The organism is Pseudomonas sp. Irchel 3H3, assembly GCF_900187635.1.
GTDB lineage: Bacteria > Pseudomonadota > Gammaproteobacteria > Pseudomonadales > Pseudomonadaceae > Aquipseudomonas.
Genome location: NZ_FYEC01000001.1, coordinates 624,283 through 639,710, shown reverse-complemented (window position 1 = coordinate 639,710; position 15,428 = coordinate 624,283). Strand labels below are relative to the sequence as shown.

Annotated in this window: 15 protein-coding genes; 12 read left to right on the top strand and 3 right to left on the bottom strand. The window is 60.4% G+C overall.

What is annotated here, in order from left to right:
• Positions 1-486: 486 nt before the first annotated feature.
• A complete protein-coding gene (locus CKW24_RS03000) occupies positions 487-1,707 on the bottom strand; it encodes a CaiB/BaiF CoA-transferase family protein (RefSeq protein WP_095165183.1) in 1,221 nt (406 codons plus the stop codon).
• A 13-nt stretch (positions 1,708-1,720) separates the two neighbouring features.
• Positions 1,721-2,902, bottom strand: coding sequence for an acyl-CoA dehydrogenase (locus CKW24_RS02995; RefSeq protein WP_095165182.1), 1,182 nt, complete (start codon positions 2,900-2,902; stop codon positions 1,721-1,723).
• A 157-nt stretch (positions 2,903-3,059) separates the two neighbouring features.
• On the opposite strand from CKW24_RS02995, the gene CKW24_RS02990 reads away from it, so the two are divergent.
• From CKW24_RS02990 to CKW24_RS02940, 11 genes are all read left to right on the top strand, one after another.
• Positions 3,060-3,980, top strand: coding sequence for a LysR family transcriptional regulator (locus tag CKW24_RS02990; RefSeq protein WP_095165180.1), 921 nt, complete (start codon positions 3,060-3,062; stop codon positions 3,978-3,980).
• A 430-nt stretch (positions 3,981-4,410) separates the two neighbouring features.
• Positions 4,411-5,532 (top strand): Re/Si-specific NAD(P)(+) transhydrogenase subunit alpha, encoded by a 1,122-nt coding sequence (locus CKW24_RS02985; protein WP_095165179.1) that lies wholly within the window; start codon positions 4,411-4,413, stop codon positions 5,530-5,532.
• A gap of 15 nt (positions 5,533-5,547) precedes the next feature.
• The gene (locus tag CKW24_RS02980) at positions 5,548-5,871 is read left to right on the top strand and encodes an NAD(P) transhydrogenase subunit alpha (RefSeq protein ID WP_003187010.1); all 324 of its coding nucleotides are present in this window, start codon (positions 5,548-5,550) and stop codon (positions 5,869-5,871) included.
• Positions 5,871-7,307 (top strand): NAD(P)(+) transhydrogenase (Re/Si-specific) subunit beta, encoded by a 1,437-nt coding sequence (locus tag CKW24_RS02975; protein WP_095165178.1) that lies wholly within the window; start codon positions 5,871-5,873, stop codon positions 7,305-7,307. Before CKW24_RS02980 ends, CKW24_RS02975 begins: the two co-directional genes overlap by 1 nt.
• Before the next feature lie 180 nt (positions 7,308-7,487).
• Positions 7,488-8,981: an acetyl-CoA hydrolase/transferase family protein gene (locus CKW24_RS02970; RefSeq protein ID WP_095165177.1), complete on the top strand. Its 1,494-nt coding sequence runs from the start codon at positions 7,488-7,490 to the stop codon at positions 8,979-8,981.
• A 318-nt stretch (positions 8,982-9,299) separates the two neighbouring features.
• A complete protein-coding gene (locus CKW24_RS02965; protein ID WP_095110346.1) occupies positions 9,300-9,515 on the top strand; it encodes a DUF1127 domain-containing protein in 216 nt (71 codons plus the stop codon).
• Between the two features lie 271 nt (positions 9,516-9,786).
• A complete protein-coding gene (locus CKW24_RS02960) occupies positions 9,787-9,996 on the top strand; it encodes a DUF1127 domain-containing protein (RefSeq protein ID WP_095165176.1) in 210 nt (69 codons plus the stop codon).
• A 174-nt stretch (positions 9,997-10,170) separates the two neighbouring features.
• Complete coding sequence (locus tag CKW24_RS02955) at positions 10,171-10,488, top strand: DUF2388 domain-containing protein (RefSeq protein ID WP_095165175.1); 318 nt, start codon at positions 10,171-10,173, stop codon at positions 10,486-10,488.
• 105 nt (positions 10,489-10,593) lie between these two features.
• On the top strand, positions 10,594-10,902 hold the full coding sequence (locus CKW24_RS02950) for a DUF2388 domain-containing protein (RefSeq protein WP_095165174.1): 309 nt from the start codon (positions 10,594-10,596) through the stop codon (positions 10,900-10,902).
• A 28-nt stretch (positions 10,903-10,930) separates the two neighbouring features.
• Positions 10,931-11,251 carry a DUF2388 domain-containing protein gene (locus CKW24_RS02945; RefSeq protein ID WP_095165173.1) on the top strand — a complete coding sequence of 107 codons (321 nt, stop codon included), beginning with the start codon at positions 10,931-10,933 and terminating at the stop codon, positions 11,249-11,251.
• Positions 11,248-13,209 carry a DUF4105 domain-containing protein gene (locus tag CKW24_RS02940; RefSeq protein ID WP_095165171.1) on the top strand — a complete coding sequence of 654 codons (1,962 nt, stop codon included), beginning with the start codon at positions 11,248-11,250 and terminating at the stop codon, positions 13,207-13,209. Before CKW24_RS02945 ends, CKW24_RS02940 begins: the two co-directional genes overlap by 4 nt.
• A gap of 80 nt (positions 13,210-13,289) precedes the next feature.
• Here CKW24_RS02940 and CKW24_RS02935 read toward each other — a convergent pair whose 3' ends face one another.
• Positions 13,290-13,691, bottom strand: coding sequence for a GFA family protein (locus tag CKW24_RS02935; RefSeq protein ID WP_095165170.1), 402 nt, complete (start codon positions 13,689-13,691; stop codon positions 13,290-13,292).
• A gap of 343 nt (positions 13,692-14,034) precedes the next feature.
• Here CKW24_RS02935 and CKW24_RS02930 point away from each other — a divergent pair, with 343 nt between their 5' ends.
• Entirely contained in the window at positions 14,035-15,342 is a 1,308-nt protein-coding gene (locus CKW24_RS02930; protein WP_095165169.1) for a CitMHS family transporter, read from the top strand.
• The last annotated feature ends 86 nt before the right edge of the window (positions 15,343-15,428 follow it).

Sequence of the window (15,428 nt, the reverse complement as noted above, 5' to 3'; positions counted from 1 at the left end):
TTGACTATCAGTCTGACAGCACAAGCACCCACACGAATTGCTTGATTCAGTTGTTAAAGAGCGGTTGGTTAAGATCTTTCGTCTCAACCGAGGCGCGCATTCTACAGCAGCCTCATTTGCTGTCAAGCGGTATTTTCAGAAGTTTTTGAAGATTTCCTCAACAACTTCAACCACTTGCGCTTCCGATCACTCGGTAGCGGGAGGCGAATTCTACAGCGTTACACGCTGCTGTCAACACCTCTTTTTCAACTCCTTTCGTGCCTCGATGAACTGAAGCAACCTGCTGCCGAAAACTGCGTAACTCATTGTTTACCAAGGAGTTTTCCGTTTCGACTGCGCCGGAAGTGGGGCGAATTATAGACACCTGAAATCTCCCGTCAACCTTTAATTTGGCTTTTCTATCAATGAGTTACGCAAAGCCAAAAAAGGCGGTAGTGCGCCTTCTATATAAGCAAGGGCAAAACCGCCTCTATATAGAAGGGACGCCTAGAGCACACCAGATTCCTTAAAGGCGGCAACTGCAGCAGCATCCAGACCCAGCACTCGCTGCAAGACCTCCAGCGTGTGTTCGCCCAACAGCGGCGGAGCGCTGTGGTACTCCACCGGTGTTTCGGACAGGCGAATCGGGCTGGCGACCTGCGGCACCATACCCGCCAGTGCATGGGGCAGTTCTATCGCCAGCCCGCGCGCCTGGACCTGCGGATCAGCAAACACCTGCGACAGATCATTGATCGGCCCACAGGGCACACCCGCCTGCTCCAACTCAACCACCCACTGGGCGGTGGTCTTGAACACCGTGGCCTGACGAATCAGCGGAATCAGTACCGCGCGATTGGCCACCCGCAGCTTGTTGGTGGCAAACCTGGCATCGTCTGCCCACTGGGGCTGACCTGCCACTTCGGCAAACTTGCGAAACTGCCCGTCATTGCCCACCGTCAGGATGAAGTCGCCATCTGCCGTCGGGAAGTCCTGGTAAGGCACGATATTCGGGTGAGCGTTGCCCAACCGCTTGGGAGCAACCCCAGTCGTCAGGTAGTTCATTGCCTGGTTGGCCAGGCAAGCGACCTGGACATCCAACAGCGCCATATCAATGTGCTGTCCACCACCGTCATGATCCCGATGCGCCAAAGCCGCCAGGATCGCCACGGTGGAGTAGAGCCCGGTCAGAATATCCGTCAGCGCCACACCCACCTTGACCGGTCCGGCACCTTCATCACCTTCAGGGCGGCCGGTCAGGCTCATCAAGCCCCCCAGGCCCTGGATCATGAAGTCATAACCCGCACGCTTGGCGTAGGGTCCGGTCTGGCCGAACCCAGTGATCGAGCAGTAGATCAAATCAGGATTGATCGCCTTGAGCGTCTCATAGTCCAAGCCATAAGCCGCCAGCCCCCCAACCTTGAAGTTCTCGATGAGGATGTCGGACTTGGCAGCCAGCTCGCGCACCAGGCGCTGACCCTCAGGCCGGGTGAAGTCGATGGTCACCGATTGCTTGTTGCGGTTGGCCGAAAGGTAGTAGGCCGCCTCACTGGTGTTCTCGCCGTAGGCGTCCTTCAGGAAGGGCGGCCCCCAGGCGCGCGTGTCATCGCCGTTGCCCGGACGCTCGACCTTGATGACCTCAGCCCCCAGGTCCGCCAGGATCTGGCCGGCCCAGGGACCGGCCAATACGCGCGATAAATCCAGTACCCGCAAATGCGATAACGCACCCATGACCGCTCTCCTGTCAGTAGAACGCCTGGAGACCGGTCTGTGCACGGCCGAGAATCAGCGCGTGAACGTCGTGAGTACCTTCGTAGGTGTTGACCACCTCGAGGTTGACCAGGTGACGCGCCACACCGAACTCGTCGGAGATGCCGTTACCGCCGAGCATGTCGCGAGCCATGCGCACGATATCCAGGGACTTGCCGCAGGAGTTGCGCTTCATCATCGAAGTGATTTCCACCGCCGCCGTGCCTTCATCCTTCATGCGGCCAAGACGCAGGCAACTTTGCAGCGCCAGGGTGATTTCGGTCTGCATGTCCGCCAGTTTTTTCTGGATCAACTGGGTCGCCGCCAGGGGACGGCCGAACTGCTGGCGGTCCAGGGTGTATTGGCGTGCGGTATGCCAGCAGAACTCGGCGGCACCCAGTGCCCCCCAGGAGATGCCATAGCGGGCGGAGTTGAGGCAAGTGAACGGACCTTTCAGGCCACGCACGTCCGGGAAGATGTTCTCTTCTGGAACAAATACGTTGTCCATCACGATTTCGCCGGTGATGGAGGCACGCAAGCCGACCTTGCCGTGAATAGCCGGGGCGCTCAGGCCTTTCCAGCCTTTCTCGAGGACGAAGCCGCGGATATCGCCAGCATCATCCTTGCCCCAGACCACGAATACGTCGGCGATCGGGCTGTTGGTGATCCACATCTTGCTGCCGGTCAGGCTGTAGCCGCCTTCCACCTTGCGTGCACGAGTAATCATCGAACCCGGGTCGGAACCATGGTTCGGCTCGGTCAGACCGAAGCAACCAATCCACTCACCGGACGCCAGTTTCGGCAGGTACTTCTGTTTCTGCGCCTCAGTCCCGAACTCGTTGATCGGCACCATGACCAGGGAGGACTGCACACTCATCATCGAGCGATAGCCGGAATCGACACGCTCTACCTCACGGGCAATCAGCCCGTAGCAGACATAATTCAGGCCGCTGCCGCCGTACTGCTCGGGAATGGTCGCACCCAGCAGGCCAATCTCGCCCATTTCGCGGAAGATCGCCGGGTCGGTCTTTTCATGGCGGAAGGCTTCGAGGATGCGCGGAGCCAGCTTGTCCTGGGCAAACTGCGCTGCGCTGTCGCGCACCATGCGCTCCTCTTCAGTGAGCTGTTGATCCAGCAGCAGGGGATCGATCCAGTTGAAGCTAGCTTTACCGCCCATGAGCGTGTCCTCGCGAAGTAGGTCAAATATCGTGGACTGATCCTAGGCGTCGCTCGCGGAATGGGCAAACGAGGATTTTGCATGCTGTTGTGCTAATTTCTCACTCCGTAATTGCCCGGAACGGCATACACGAGAATCATTAGTGAGGTTGCCGTACATGCGCAGGAAGATCCCCAGCACCGCCGCCCTGATCAGCTTCGAAGCCGCCGCCCGCCACGAGAGCTTTACCAAGGCCGCCCTGGAGCTTTCGCTGACCCAGGGCGCGATATGCCGACAGATCGCCAGCCTGGAGGAGTTTCTCAGTGTCGAACTGTTCCGACGCTCACGGCGCGGCGTAAAACTCACCGAAGCCGGCCTGTCTTACAGTCGCCGGGTGGCAACCCAACTGGACGCGGTTGAACGCGACACCCTGTCAGTGATGGGCCAGAAGGGCGCCAACGTGATCGAACTGGCGGTCGTGCCGACGTTTGGCACCCAATGGCTGCTGCCGCGACTCAAAGACTTCCAGGAGCAGCACCCGGAAGTAACGGTCAACCTGACCAACCGCACACGGCCCTTCCTGTTTGCCGACACCGACTTCGACGCCGCGATCTACTTCGGCGACGCCGACTGGTCCGGTACCGAATCCCACAGGCTGATGGGCGAAAACCCGATGCCGGTGTGCAGTCCGGCCTTACGCGGCCCGTTCATGCAGCTCAGCGCCGAGCAGATTGCCGACTTGCCCCTGCTGCAACAGACCACACGCCCGTACGCCTGGCGCCAGTGGTTCAACTCCCAGAACCTGAATATCCCCCGGGACATGACAGGTCCGCGTTACGAGCTATTCTCCATGCTCGCCCAGGCGGCAATGCATGACATGGGCATCGCCCTGATCCCGCCGTTCCTGATCCAGCGCGAACTGGCGGAGAAAAGGCTGGTGATTGCCAACCCCCAGGCCCTGTCGAGCATCAAGGCCTATTACCTGATGATTCCTGACCGAAAGGTCGAATCCGCGTCTTTACGCGCATTTCGCGACTGGCTGATTCATCAGGCACATAGCTACAGCGTAGAGGGACAGGGGCCTACAGGCATTAGCTGACCTCGTAGTCAGCAAATTTAAAGCCCTACAGATATAACTATTTGTCGCATTTAAGCAGACTGTACGGAATACCTGCACAATCGTCCCACAGCCGCCTAACGGCGTGGCTTTCGCGCCTTAAATCGGCACCATGGTGCAACATTCATGCAGCCGATGAGGAAATCCCGAAATTTTCGCCAGAGTCGTTGCAAGTCACGGCCTACAAGGGATTAACCCGCCTGGTTGCGACATTCGGTCACGGGGTGACTTGTAGTTAATTTTCCGTCACCCGTCATAATCCCTTGAAGGGCACAAAGTTCGCCTGCAAAATGCCGCGCCCCGCCCGAAATACAGCGGGGTCGTGCTGATCGGCCGCCCCAGCCGCACCCTCCGCAGTGCGCTGGCCTTCTAAGAAAGATCGAAAGCAATAAGATCAAGCAGGAGATTTGACGTGCACATTGGTGTTCCTCTCGAAACCCAGACCGGTGAAACGCGGGTTGCTGCAACCCCGGAAACCATCAAGAAGCTGATCGGCCAGGGTCATAAAGTCACTGTGCAAAGCGGCGCCGGCATCAGCGCCAGCGTTGTCGACAGTGCTTATGAAGCGGCAGGTGCAGTGATTGGCAGTGCCAACGATGCATTTGGCGCAGAGCTGATCCTCAAGGTTGTCGCCCCCAGCGACAGCGAACTGAGCCTGATCAAAAGTGGAACCGTGCTGGTAGGCATGCTCAACCCGTTCAGCAATGAAACCATTGCCAAACTGGCCGAGCGTGGCATTACCGCGTTCTCCCTGGAAGCCGCGCCGCGTACCTCCCGCGCGCAAAGCCTTGATGTGCTCTCCTCGCAAGCCAACATTGCCGGCTATAAGGCCGTGCTGCTGGCCGCTCATCACTATCCGCGCTTCATGCCGATGCTGATGACCGCCGCAGGCACGGTAAAGGCTGCTCGCGTGCTGATTCTCGGCGCTGGCGTGGCGGGCCTGCAGGCCATCGCTACGGCGAAACGCCTGGGTGCGGTGATCGAAGCCTCCGACGTCCGTCCTGCGGTGAAAGAGCAGATCGAATCCCTGGGCGCCAAGTTCGTCGACGTTCCTTATGAAACCGACGAAGAGCGTGAATGCGCAGTTGGCGTCGGCGGTTACGCACGGCCGATGCCGGCCAGTTGGATGCAACGCCAGGCCCTGGCCGTGCACGAGCGCGCCAAGCAAGCCGACATTGTCATCACCACGGCCCTGATTCCTGGCCGCAAGGCCCCGGTACTGCTGAGCGCCGAGACTGTCGCCCAGATGAAACCGGGCTCGGTGGTCATCGACCTGGCGGCGGCACAGGGCGGTAACTGCCCACTGACCGTCGCGGACCAGGTGATCGTCGCGCACGGCGTGACCATCGCCGGCCCGACCAACCTGGCAGCCCAGGTCGGCGCAGATGCCTCGGCGCTGTATGCGCGCAACCTGCTGGACTTCCTCAAGCTGGTCTTCACCAAGGAAGGCCAGTTCGAGATCAACCTCGAAGACGACATCGTCGCCGCGTGCCTGATGTGCCGCGACGGCCAAGTCATCCGCAAAAACGCCTAAGCAGGGATTCAGACGATGGAAGAGCTTATCTCCCCCGGTATCTACAACCTGATCATCTTCGTGCTGGCGATTTATGTCGGTTACCACGTGGTCTGGAACGTTACACCCGCACTGCACACCCCCTTGATGGCGGTGACCAACGCGATCTCGGCAATCGTGATCGTCGGCGCCATGCTCGCGGCCGCGCTGACCGTGACCCCGCTGGGCAAGACCATGGGCACCCTGGCCGTCGCGCTGGCGGCGGTGAACGTGTTCGGTGGCTTCCTGGTCACCCGTCGCATGCTTGAGATGTTCAAGAAAAAAGCCCCGAAAGCCGTAAAAGAAGAGGCGCCCAAGTAATGAGCATGAACCTCGTAACGACGCTCTACTTGATCGCGTCGATCTGCTTCATCCAGGCCCTCAAAGGCCTGTCGCACCCGACCACCTCGCGGCGCGGCAACCTGTTCGGCATGCTCGGCATGGCGCTGGCCATCCTCACCACCGTCGGCCTCATCTATAAGCTTGGGGCCGAGCTGGCCACCGCTGGTATCGGCTACGTGATCGTTGGCCTGCTGGTCGGCGGCACCGCCGGTTCGATCATGGCCAAACGGGTTGAAATGACCAAGATGCCAGAGCTGGTCGCCTTCATGCACAGCATGATCGGCCTGGCCGCGGTATTCATTGCCATCGCCGCGGTGGTCGAGCCGCAGTCGCTGGGCATCGTCAAGCAGTTGGGAGACGCGATTCCGGCCGGTAACCGCCTGGAGTTGTTCCTCGGTGCCGCCATCGGTGCCATCACCTTCTCCGGCTCGGTGATCGCTTTCGGCAAGCTCTCGGGCAAGTACAAGTTCCGTCTGTTCCAGGGCGCACCAGTACAGTTCAGCGGTCAGCACAAGATCAACCTGGTGCTGGGCCTGGCCACCTTGGGCCTGGGCATCACTTTCATGCTGACCGGCAACCTGGGTGCGTTTGCCCTGATGCTGGCCCTGGCCTTTGTGCTGGGCGTGCTGATCATCATCCCGATCGGTGGCGCCGACATGCCGGTAGTGGTGTCGATGCTTAACAGCTATTCCGGTTGGGCTGCAGCGGGTATCGGCTTCTCGCTGAACAACTCGATGCTGATCATCGCCGGCTCCCTGGTGGGCTCCAGCGGCGCGATCCTCTCGTACATCATGTGCAAGGCGATGAACCGTTCGTTCTTCAACGTCCTGCTGGGTGGCTTCGGCAACACCGCAGACGCTGCCGGTCCTGCCGGTTCGGCGGAGGCGCGTCCGGTGAAATCCGGTTCGGCTGACGACGCCACCTTCCTGCTGACCAACGCCGATACCGTAATCATTGTTCCGGGCTACGGCCTGGCGGTGGCACGGGCGCAGCACGCATTGAAGGAGCTGACCGAGAAGCTGACCCATCGCGGCGTGACCGTGAAGTACGCGATCCACCCGGTGGCGGGGCGCATGCCTGGGCACATGAACGTCTTGCTGGCCGAGGCCGAGGTACCGTACGACCAGGTGTTCGAGATGGAAGACATCAACTCCGAGTTCGGCCAGGCCGACGTGGTACTGGTGCTCGGCGCCAACGACGTGGTCAACCCGGCGGCGAAGAACGATCCGAAGTCGCCGATCGCCGGCATGCCGATTCTGGAGGCCTTCAAGGCCAAGACCATCATCGTCAACAAGCGCTCGATGGCCAGCGGTTATGCCGGCCTGGATAACGAGCTGTTCTACCTGGACAAGACCATGATGGTCTTTGGCGACGCCAAGAAAGTCATCGAAGATATGGTCAAGGCAGTCGAATAAACACTGCTCCACGGCAATACCAAAAACCCCAGCCTCCCGTAGGCTGGGGTTTTTTATTGGCCTCGATTACCCGACCAAAGGCTCTAAATCAGGGGCCTGCATTCGACCATGGTAGCGGGACGAATGTTTTCGAAATCACTAGACTGCGCATCTTGCTTCCGTTGCCCGAGATAATAATCCATGTACCGTGACCGTATTCGCTTGCCTTCGTTGTTGGATAAGGTGATGAGCGCCGCCGAGGCTGCCGCTCTGATTGAGGACGGCATGACCGTCGGCATGAGCGGCTTCACCCGCGCCGGCGAAGCCAAGGCCGTGCCCCACGCACTGGCCGAGCGCGCCAAGGTCACGCCGCTGAAGATCAGCCTGATGACCGGCGCCAGCCTGGGCAACGACCTCGACAAACAATTGACCGAAGCGGGCGTCCTGGCCCGCCGCATGCCATTCCAGGTCGATAGCACCCTGCGCAAGGCGATCAACGCCGGCGAAGTGATGTTCATCGACCAGCACCTGTCGGAAACCGTGGAGCAGTTGCGCAACCAGCAACTGAAGCTGCCGGACATCGCAGTCATTGAAGCCGTGGCCATCACCGAACAAGGCCACATCGTGCCGACTACCTCGGTCGGCAACTCCGCCAGCTTCGCGATTTTCGCCAAACAGGTGATCGTCGAGATCAACCTGGCGCACAACCCGAACCTGGAAGGTCTGCACGACATCTATATCCCGACCTACCGTCCGACCCGCACGCCGATCCCGCTGACCCAGGTCGACGATCGCATCGGCAGCACCGCGATCCCGATTCCACCGGAAAAGATCGTCGCCATCGTCATCACCAACCAGTCGGACTCGCCATCCACGGTGCTGCCACCGGACAACGAGACCCAGGCCATCGCCGACCACCTGATCAACTTCTTCAAGCAGGAAGTGGACGCTGGCCGCATGACCAACAAACTGGGCCCGCTCCAGGCTGGCATCGGCAGCATCGCCAACTCGGTGATGTGCGGGCTGATCGATTCGCCGTTCGAAGACCTGACCATGTACTCCGAAGTGCTACAGGACTCGACCTTCGACCTGATCGACGCCGGCAAGCTGAGCTTTGCCTCGGGCAGCTCGATCACCCTGTCGCAACGGCGCAATGCCGATGTCTTTGGCAATCTGGAGCGCTACAAGGACAAACTGGTACTGCGCCCGCAGGAAATCTCCAACCACCCTGAAGTGGTGCGTCGCCTGGGCATCATCGGCATCAACACCGCGCTGGAGTTCGACCTGTACGGCAACGTCAACTCCACCCACGTCTGCGGCACGCGGATGATGAACGGCATTGGCGGCTCGGGTGACTTTGCCCGCAACGCCCACCTGGCGATCTTCGTCACCAAGTCGATTGCCAAGGGCGGCGCGATTTCCAGTGTCGTGCCAATGGTCAGCCACGTTGACCACACCGAGCACGACGTCGACATCCTGGTAACCGAGATCGGCCTTGCCGACTTGCGTGGCCTGGCCCCTCGGGAACGCGCCCGGGTGGTTATCGACAACTGTGTGCACCCGGACTACCGCGAAGCGCTCAATGAGTACTTCGAGAAGGCCTGTGCCATCGGCGGCCACACCCCGCACATCCTGCGCGAAGCCCTCAGTTGGCACATAAACCTGGAAGAAACCGGACGCATGCTCGCCGTGTGATTGGTACAGATGGCGGCCGGCGAAAACACTTTTTTGCCGGTCCGCGATCTTTCACCCAATAGCTGACAAAAACTGTACTGCTGTACCGGTCTTTTCCTAGGTAAAAAGCCTACCTTTTCCGACTAAAACCTACAAAACGCACCATAAACGTGCAGATAGGTACAGTTGCCTCAATTTAGACCAGTACACCACCCTTTAACAGTTAACTGGTCTCTCACAATACAGGTGAACTGTATCTACAGAGACTGGCCAAACGAGAGGATCATGGGCACCAGTTAAACCACTACCTAATCCCGCCACAAGCGGAAGGATGTCACCATGGAACGTACACTCAGTTCCGAACTGTTCTTCGAAGACAACGCTGTAAAAACCCAGGCTTCCATGCCTCTTCGCGTTCTCGCCAACCTGATGCTGTGGCAGCGCCGCATCTCCAGCCGCCACCAACTGGCTCGCCTGGATTCGCGTCTGCTGGCTGACGCAGGGATTAGCGAAGCACAACGCTACGAAGAGCTGAGCAAGCCGTTCTGGCGCTAAGTTAGCGTCGCTGGCTCTGACCTTCAGGGGTCCACCGCCAGCACTCTGAATTGCACACACAAGACCCGTCGCGAGAAACCGCGACGGGTCTTGTCGTTTCAGGGCAAAAAAAACGCTGGTACAGAAGGTACTGCGCAAGATAGGTACAGTTGTTATAAATACAAAATTGCACCAGTACAATTTAACCCCAGTGTCACTGACCCGCTGAACCGCAAGGGTTCAACATGATCTCCCAAGGCTGCACTTTCAGCCTTCGCGCGAGGAATTGAGCATGGACACTTCACTCGAGATATCCCTATCGCACCGCCCACGGCGCGGCCTCCTGGGGCTGTTGACAAGGCTGATCAGGGCCACAGGCCAATGCCGGGAACGGGCGCGTACCCGCCACTTGCTGGCCCAGCTCAATGACCAGCAACTGTCCGATATTGGTATCAGCCACGCAGACCGCATGGCCGAACTGGAGCGCTCCTTCTGGCAATAGTGGACGGCAAAAGGAAGACAGGACTGTTCGAACCCCTGAACATGCGCCTAATATCCAGATACAACGTGGCGAACACTGCGCGGTACGCGTCTGATTGTTCAGGCACCGTGCGGCTCGCGGTGGTTGTCTGGCGTTTTCCAACGCCTCTTTTTTGTTCTTAACAGGAGTTACCCCATGTCCCGTCTTCGTCTGCTCAGCGCTGCAGCCCTGCTGGCCGTGGCTGCCAATTCGCACGCCACCAGCTTCATCGTCACCACGGACGCTGTAGTCGGCGCACTCAAAGCCACTTCCGACGCCACCTCCGATATCACTTCTTCGTTCAAAGACGACAAGATCGTGCGCGCAGCCCGTGATGACGCGGCCAGCTTCGTCGCCAGCGAAGGTGCCATCCGCGGCGTTCGCCTGGAAAGTGCCCTGGAGCACATCCGCAAGCAGGTTCCACAGTTGAGCGCAACTGACGCCCAACTGGCCCAGGCTATCCTGACCATCTGATTGCAGGCTCCGGACGGGGTGGCCTGAGCTGCCCCGTTTGCCAAGGCCTGGCTCTGGGCCGGGCATTGCGCTAGCCTTGGGGCTGGTTTCCAGCTGTCCGGTCCCATGGATTTTCTTTCAAAAGCACTGTTCGTCCCCGCCACATTCATCGCCTGCTGGATCACCTCGGCCCATGCCCTGGACCTGACCACGCAGAACCTGGTCGTCACCGCCTATGCCACAAGCATGGTGACCTGCGCCCCCTTCGACCATAAACTGCTGCGCGCCGCGCACGATGATGCGGCAGCCTTTGTTGCCAGCAATGGCCAACTGCGAGGAGCGCGCCTGGAGTCGGCCCTGGTTTACCTGCACCAGAACCGGGCAAAACTTGATGCAAGTGACCTTGAACTGGCACAGGCAATTCTCGTCCAATAGCTATCCCACGTTCTTCTGGAGTCGTTCCATGCGTAGCCCGCTGATTGCTGCCACCCTCGGCCTATTGTTGTTGGCCGACATGGCCCAGGCCCAAACCCTGGTAGCCACCAGTAACATCATTATCCGTGCCTCCCAGCGCACCCTCGATTTCACCTCGGACACGACGACGTCCATCCGCGACTCGAAAGTCGTACGCGATGCCCACGACGACGCGGCAAGTTTCGTTGCCAGCAATGGCGATATTCGTGGCGCGCACCTGGAAGCGGCCTTCGACACCTTGCGCACCCGCGTGCCGGAAGCCCGCGACGCCAGTGACCAGGTACTCGCCGAAGCCATCCTCGCACTGTGAGGTCGTTCGTCACCGGGCTGCTGACCGCTGCCGCACTGCTGTTTGGCACAACGGCCCAGGCCGGCCTGCAACTGCACCTCAAGACCGAAGGCTTGAGCCCGGCAGAACAGCAGGCCAGCCAGGCCTTGCTGGACGAGGCGATGCAGGCGCTGCCGCCGCACTTCGTCGAGCAACTGGACCGACGGATCAATGTCGGCTGGACCGACAACATGCCGGCCAACGCCTACGGCCAGGCCTCCCTGGTGTCCGAACTCGACCTCAACCGCAAGCTGCTACCCGGCCTGACGGACGGTAGCGCTGCCACTAAAAAGACCCACCGTCCCCACGGCACCGTACGCCGCGAGATGCTGGCCACGGTGCTCCACGAACTGACCCACATCTACGACCGTGCGCGTTTATGGCCTGGCCCCGAACGCCTGCTGATCCAGCGCTGTACCCGGCAGCACAACAGTTCGGGCCTGATCGGCATGCCCGATCAATGCCGCGGCCAGAACGACCGGCGCTTCACCCTCAGCGATGACCCACGCCTGCTGGACCTGGCCGGCTGGCAGCAGTACGTGGGCCGGCGCGGGGAACGTGAACAGCACAACCGCCAGATCGCGCGCAGCCCGGACCTGTACGAAACCAGCAGCCCCAAGGAGTTCGTCGCGGTCAACATGGAGTACTTCCTCCTCGACCCGAGCTACGCCTGCCGCCGTCCGGCGTTGTACCGCTATTACCAGGAGCACTTTGGCTGGGCACCGGCGGCCAAGGACAGCTGCGCCACGTCTTTCGCCTTTCTCAATGCCGGCAACGACTTTGGCAAACAGCCGCTGGGGCAGGTCGATCCGGAGCGGGTCTACGCCGTCGATTACCTGCTCGCCGAAGCGAACCAGAACCTCGTCAGCCGCTGGGGCCACAGCATGTTGCGCCTGGTGATCTGTGCACCCGGGCGCCCGCGTGGGCCGGATTGCCGGCTGGATCTGGAATATTCCCTGGTGCTGTCCTACCGCGCCTTCGTCGGTGACGTACAGCTGTCGAGTTGGGATGGCCTGGTCGGCAAGTACCCCTCGCGGCTATTTGTGCTGCCCCTGGCACAAGTCATCGACGAGTACACCAAGACCGAATTGCGCAGCCTGGCGTCCGTCCCGCTGACCCTGTCGCGCAGCGAAATCGACGAAGTGGTGGAGCACGCTGCCGAGATGCACTGGAGCTACGACGGTAATTACTTCTTCCTGTCCAACAACTGCGCCGTAGAGAGCCTGAAACTGTTACGAAGTGGCAGCAACAATCCGCAACTGGTTGGCCTGGACAGCATCATGCCCAACGGCCTGCTGGAAGTGCTCAAAGCCCGCGGCCTGGCCGACACCAGCGTGCTCGACGATCAACGTGAGGCCTTGCGCCTGGGTTATCGCTTCGATTCATTCCGCGACCGCTATCAAGCCATGTTCGAGGTGCTGAAAAAGCACCTGCCGATCAAGCAGGACAAGGTCGAAGACTGGCTGACTGCAAGCGCTGCCGATCGCCGTCAATGGTTCGGCCAGGCCGACCTGCGCACCAGCGCCGCCTTGCTGTTGCTGGAGCAGGCGAGCTTTCGCCAGCAACTGCTGCTGGCCCAGAACGAAGTCAAGCAACGCTACCTCGATGCGCGGGAGCTGGAGAATGGCGGCATGGACCGGGCCAACAAGACCCTGCAGCAGATCCTCGCCAACAGCGGCTTCCTCAGTCGCCCGGCGGAGTTGCTCGACGAGGGTGGCTACGGGTTGCCGCAAGCCAACGAATGGCAACGCCTGGAAGCTGAAAGCAGCAGCCGCCAGAAGATACTGCAAGCCTTGACCGGCGACCTCGACAAAGAGGCCCGCGCCCTGCTGGAGCCGGCCCGGGCAGCGGAGATCGCCGCCAACGAAGCCAACGTCAAGCAATTGGGTGAACACCTGCGGGCGCTGCATAAGGCGGCAGGCGGCCTGGAGCTGCCCTGAGCCCCAGGTGCAAGGTAGCCTGCGCTGGGCATTACGAACGTCCTGCGGCCGTTGACGCAGCCTCGCGAGCTCGACAGCTGCTACAGGGTTTCCTCGGGTTCTTCGGGGAGGTGTTCGTCCAGGTGCAGCCAAGGCAATCGACTGTCGGTCCAGATATGCCGTTCGGCAGGCGCCCGCTCCGGGTGATCCAGGGTGGCAATGGTCACATCGATGCTGTCCGGGCTCAGGTGCGTGATCAACGCCAGTTGGGCACCACAGTGGCCACAGAAGTAGCGCACACAGCTGGCCGAAGAGTCGTACTGCGCCGGGGTGCCCGCCAGCCACTGGAAGGCTGAACGGGGCAGGGTGATCCAGGTGGTCACCAGGCCGCCACTGACCCGCCGGCAAATCGAGCAGTGGCAATGGGCGATGTCCTGCAACGGCCCGCTGAATTGATAACGCAGCTGCCCGCAATGGCAGCCGCCGGTGTGAAGTACGCTCATGCCGACCCTCCTGATCCCCAACTGCACCCCATCAATCCGGGGCACTGCCCAGCACTTTAAGCCTCGCCAGGCGCGCTTGCACATCTCGTCCGGTGTTTGTCTGGCGAAAGGTAGCTGAAAGGTTTGCCGATTAGGATCGCCCCCACTGCCGGCAAAAGACCGGTTGGCCAACGCGAAATCCGCAACGTTCGCCCGGCCCAATTAACAACAACAATGGTGATTCTGATGTCCGCTCGCACCCGCCTGTTCGCCCCGACTCCCTTCGTACGCCTCGTGCTACCCGTTCTGCGCTGATCACAACCGGTCCGCCATTCCCTAGTCGCGCTACGTCTGGAGTATTCCCATGCTGACTTTCCTTGGCTTTGCCATGGTCATCACGTTCATGTACCTGATCATGACCAAGCGCCTGTCGGCGCTGATCGCCCTGATCATCGTGCCGATCCTGTTCGCCCTGTTTGGCGGTTTTGCGCCGAAAATCGGCCCGATGATGCTCGAAGGCATCACCAAGCTGGCCCCGACCGGGGTGATGCTGATGTTCGCCATCCTCTATTTCGCCCTGATGATCGACTCCGGCCTGTTCGACCCGGCCGTGCGCAAGATCCTCAAGCTGGTCAAGGGTGACCCGCTGAAAGTATCCGTCGGCACCGCGGTGCTGGCCCTGGTGGTGTCCCTGGACGGTGACGGCGCCACCACCTACATGATCTGCGTGGCCGCCATGCTGCCGCTGTACAGCCGCATCGGCATGAGCCCGCGCATCATGGCCGGCCTGATCATCCTGGCCGGTGGCGTGATGAACATGACCCCCTGGGGCGGTCCGACCGCACGCGCCGCCAGTGCACTGCACGTCGACCCGTCGGATATTTTTGTGCCGATGATCCCGGCGATGCTGGCCGGTGTGGTGGCGATCCTGGCGATTGCCTACATGTACGGTAAACGTGAGCGCGCGCGCCTGGGTGAACTGCATTTGATCGGCGATGAAATCGACCACAGCGAAATCAGCGTGTCGCAGTTCCCGGATGCCCGTCGGCCGAAGCTGATCTGGTTCAACGGCGCCCTGACCCTGGGCCTGATGTGTGCCTTGATCGCCGGCCTGCTGCCACTACCGGTGCTGTTCATGGTCGCGTTCAGCATCGCCATGATCGTCAACTACCCATGCCTGCAACAGCAGAAAGACCGCGTCGCGGCTCACGCCGGCAGTGTGCTGGCAGTCGTCGGGCTGATTTTCGCCGCGGGTATCTTCACCGGCATCCTGACCGGTACCGGCATGGTCGACGCGATGTCGAAAAGCCTGCTGGCAGTGATCCCGGACTTCCTCGGCCCTTACCTGGCCGTGATCACAGCCCTGGTGAGCATGCCGTTCACCTTTTTCATGTCCAACGATGCATTTTACTATGGCGTGTTACCGGTTCTTGCCGAGGCCGCCAGCCACTACGGCATCACCGCCGTGGAAATGGCCCGCGCCTCGATCGTTGGCCAACCCGTGCACCTGCTCAGTCCGCTGGTTCCATCGACCTACCTGCTGGTGGCGCTGGCCGGGATCGAGTTCGGCGACCACCAGCGCTTCACCCTCAAGTGGGCAGTTCTGGTTTGCCTGTGCATAATGTTCGCTGCGTTGCTGATGGGGATATTTCCGCTGTTCAGCACTCTATAAGAGCATCAACTCACCGCGCCGCCAGCTAGACTTCGAGTTTTGAAGCCGCTGGCGGCGTGGTTTAACACATCCTCAAAGGAATACAC